The sequence below is a fragment of the Mesorhizobium sp. M7A.F.Ca.CA.003.01.2.1 genome (assembly GCF_003998945.1).
In the GTDB taxonomy this organism is placed as follows: Bacteria; Pseudomonadota; Alphaproteobacteria; order Rhizobiales; family Rhizobiaceae; genus Mesorhizobium; species Mesorhizobium ciceri.
In genome coordinates this window covers 1-3,418 of the sequence record NZ_RZRA01000630.1, presented here as the reverse complement: position 1 = coordinate 3,418, position 3,418 = coordinate 1, and the positions used below count along the sequence as shown (strand labels likewise).

General features: G+C 62.1%; 4 protein-coding genes and 1 pseudogene. 1 reads left to right on the top strand and 4 read right to left on the bottom strand.

Annotated elements, in window-relative coordinates:
- The first annotated feature begins 186 nt into the window (after positions 1-186).
- Positions 187-654, top strand: coding sequence for an Lrp/AsnC family transcriptional regulator (locus EN969_RS22585; RefSeq protein ID WP_013532311.1), 468 nt, complete (start codon positions 187-189; stop codon positions 652-654).
- A 77-nt stretch (positions 655-731) separates the two neighbouring features.
- On the opposite strand, the gene EN969_RS22580 is transcribed toward EN969_RS22585, so the two are convergent.
- The 4 genes and pseudogenes from EN969_RS22580 to EN969_RS22565 all read right to left on the bottom strand — a co-directional run.
- Positions 732-1,070, bottom strand: coding sequence for a TIGR01244 family sulfur transferase (locus EN969_RS22580; RefSeq protein WP_063167740.1), 339 nt, complete (start codon positions 1,068-1,070; stop codon positions 732-734).
- Positions 1,071-1,220: 150 nt separating this feature from the next.
- Positions 1,221-2,162 (bottom strand): zinc ABC transporter substrate-binding protein AztC, encoded by a 942-nt coding sequence (gene aztC, locus EN969_RS22575; protein WP_013532309.1) that lies wholly within the window; start codon positions 2,160-2,162, stop codon positions 1,221-1,223.
- A 27-nt stretch (positions 2,163-2,189) separates the two neighbouring features.
- Entirely contained in the window at positions 2,190-3,065 is an 876-nt protein-coding gene (gene aztB, locus EN969_RS22570) for a zinc ABC transporter permease AztB (RefSeq protein WP_013532308.1), read from the bottom strand.
- Positions 3,065-3,418 (bottom strand): annotated as a pseudogene (locus EN969_RS22565) (ABC transporter); the annotation flags it as partial. The gene aztB and the pseudogene EN969_RS22565, both read right to left, overlap by 1 nt.

Here is a 3,418-nt window from a genome sequence, read left to right as displayed (position 1 = left end):
GTCCTTGCTGATCCTGGCGGGCGGGGCGTCGTGCGGGAAGGGACCCATAATATTCCTCCGAAAGCTGGCCTGGCCTGAAAAGGCGATTTGACACGATGATAACGCGGAGGAGGCGCACGGTGCTTGCATTCAAACGCTTGAAATGATGATGTCATGCGTGAAGCGTGCATGATGTAAGGGAAAGCCATGGATGAGGCGCGCATTGACCAGTTCGACCGCAAGATAATGGCACTGTTGCAGGGTGATGCGCGGCTGACCAACAACGATCTTTCGGAGCGGGTGAACCTGTCGGCGTCGCAATGCTCGCGCCGCCGTCAGCGGCTGGAGGAGGACGGCTTCATCAGGGGCTATCGCGCCGTTCTCGACCGCGACAAGCTCGGTTTTTCCCTGGTCAACGTCATTTCGGTCACGCTCGCCACCCACAATCGCGACAATGCAAGGCGCTTCGGCGAACTGGTGGCGCGGCTGCCCGAAGTGCAGGAAGCGCACGCGCTGACCGGCGAGATGGACTACATCCTGAAAGTGGTGACGCCGGATCTCAAATCATTGTCGGAATTCGTCAACGGCGTGCTACTGCCGCACGAATCCGTGCAGCATGTGAAAACGGCGATCGTGCTGGAGACGCTGAAGGAAACCGGCGCGCTGCCGATTTAATCTGAGCGGATATCATTGATACGTCGGCAGGCCAGAGGGGGTGTGAAGGATCGCCAGCCTAATGACGGAAGGGCCGTTCAACCCTTCGACTGCTGGATCAGTCCATAGAGATTGGTGCAGCGGGCGCCGGAACGGCAATAGGCGAAGACCGGGCCGTCGAGTTCCTCGAGCGCTTCGGCCTGATCCTCGACATTCTCGGCCGTGATCTGGCCGCTGATCACCGGAATGTAGCGGAAGGCGAGGCCTGCGGCTTCGACCGCTGCCCCGACGGTGTCGGCAGAAGGCTGGCCCGGCTGTTCGTCATCGGGCCGGTTGCAGATCACACTCTTGAAGCCAGCTTCCCTGATGGCGGCGACGTCTTCGGGCTGGATCTGGCCCGAGACCGAATAGTCCTCGCTGATTTCGCGGTATTCCATGGCAGCATCCTCGCAAACTGGTCAGGTGGCAGTCTTGCCACTCCCCGACATGGGCGGCAATCCGTGCCGAAGGATTTCTCTGCCAAATAGCCATTGCGTGCCAGAAAATCCAACCGGGCCGATGCGGCCCGGCTGGACAATCCTTCAAACTCAGCTGCCGAGAATAGCGCCTTTGATCTGACGGATGTTGTTGTGCATCATGTCGATATAGGTCGCGGCCGGGCCGTCGGGCTGCGACAGCGCGTCCGAATAGAGCGTGCCGCCGACTTTGATGCCGGTTTCGCTGGCGATTTGCTCGATCAGGCGCGGGTTGGTGATGTTCTCGACGAAGATCGCAGCCGCCTTGTCCTGCTTCACCTGATTGACCAGCTTGGCAACGTCTGCGGCGGATGGTTCGGAGTCGGTCGAGACCCCTTGCGGGGCGAGGAAGGTCAGGCCGTATGCATGTTCGAAATAGCCGAAGGCGTCGTGCGAGGTGATGACGACGCGCTTGCTCTCTGGGATCGAGGCAATTGCCGCTTTCACTTCACCTTCGACCGCATCAAGCTTCTTGGTGTAGGCGGCGGCATTGGTCTGATAGCTGACGCAGCCTTCCGAATCGGCCGCGCAGAAAGCCTCGGCGATGTTCTTCACATAGATCCTGGCGTTGGCAATCGACTGGAATGCGTGGGGATCGGTGACCGTCTTGCCGCCGCCGGTGCCGGCACCTTCGGCCGCGTCGGCATCGGCGAATTCAGGCTTGAAATCGATCGGCGTCACGCCCTTGGTCAAGGTGATGATCGAGGCCTTGGTGGCACTGGCATCGACCAGCCGCTGCAGAAAACCTTCGAAATGCAGGCCGTTGACCAGCACGATGTCGGCCTTGGCCATGGCCACCGCATCGGCCGGGCTCGGCTCGTAGACATGGGCATCGCCATCCGGCCCGACGATGGTGGTGACATCGATGCGGTCGCCGCCGACATTTTTGGCGAAATCGGCAATGACGGTGAAGCTGGCGACCACTTTCAGCGGGGCCGCGAAGGCCGACGATGCGCCAAAGGCGGTTAATGTTATAACGCTCATCGCCAGGGCGGCATGGATGGATTTCAGCATAGAGGGGTCTCCTTCTAGGGGCGGGGATCAGGCCGTTCTGTGACGGTGATGGATGATGCGCGCGCGCAGGATGCCGCGCGTGCCAAACAGGATCGAGGCGAAATAGACGACGCCGGCCGACAGGATGATGGCCGGGCCGGATGGCAGCGAGGCGTGATAGGACAAAAGCAGCCCGGCGACGCAGGATGCGAAGCCGATCAGTACGGCCAGCACGCACATCGGCTCGACGCGAACCGTCCAGAAGCGGGCGGCCGCGGCCGGCAGCATCATCAGCCCAACCGATAGAAGCGTGCCGAGCGCCTGGAAGCCGCCGACGAGGTTGAGTACGACAAGGCCGAGGAAGATGAAATGCACCGGGCTGCCGAGCCGGCTGACCGAGCGCAGGAACAGCGGGTCGAGGCATTCGGCGACCAGCGCCCGCCAGAAGATGGCGAGGCTGACCAGCGTCACCGCGACGATGCCGCCGATCAGCGTCAGGGCCTCGTCATTGAGCGCCAGCACGGTGCCGAACAGCACATGCATGAGATCGACGCTGGAACCGCGGATCGACACCATCAGCACGCCGATGGCGAGCGAAATCAGGTAGAAAGCCGCCATCGAGGCGTCTTCGCGCTGGATGGTGAAACGCGAGACGGCGCCGGCGCCGAGCGCGACGATGACGCCGGCGATCAGGCCGCCGATGGTCATCGGCAGGATTTCCAGCCCATAGAACAGGAAGCCGGCGGCTGCACCGGGCAGGATTGCGTGCGCCATGGCGTCGCCCGACAGGCTCATGCGCCGCAGCATAAGGAAGACGCCGATCGGGCAGGCGCCGAGCGACAGCATCAGCGAGCCGATCAACGCCCGCTGCATGAAGGCGAAATCGGCGAAGGGCGCGATGACTAGGCCGTAAAGCATGTCCATCAAGCAGCCCTCGGTCCGACGCCATGTTGGTGATCGTGATCGTGGCCATGGTGATCGTGACCATGAGCGTCCTCGCCCGGCTCGCACCAGGGTGCATTTTCTTCCCAGGCCTCGTGAAAACGGCGGGCGCGCAACAGATTTTCAGGCTTCAGCGTTTCCCGGGTTTCGCCCCAGGCGATCGGCTGGCGGGCCAGAAGCAGCGTTTCGGGGAAATTCTGCCGCACCAGATCCAGATCGTGGACGACGACCATGATGGTGCGTTCCTCGCCATGCCAGTGCTTGATCAGCGCAATGAGGTCGCCGACCGTCTTGGCGTCGACGGCGTTGAAGGGTTCGTCGAGCAGGATGAGGTC

Bases quoted from the DNA above. Each gene is read 5' to 3' on its own strand.
- EN969_RS22585 (WP_013532311.1), top strand. From the start codon at position 187: ATGGATGAGGCGCGCATTGACCAGTTCGACCGCAAGATAATGGCACTG.
- EN969_RS22580 (WP_063167740.1), bottom strand. From the start codon at position 1,070: ATGGAATACCGCGAAATCAGCGAGGACTATTCGGTCTCGGGCCAGATC.
- aztC (WP_013532309.1), bottom strand. From the start codon at position 2,162: ATGCTGAAATCCATCCATGCCGCCCTGGCGATGAGCGTTATAACATTA.
- aztB (WP_013532308.1), bottom strand. From the start codon at position 3,065: ATGGACATGCTTTACGGCCTAGTCATCGCGCCCTTCGCCGATTTCGCC.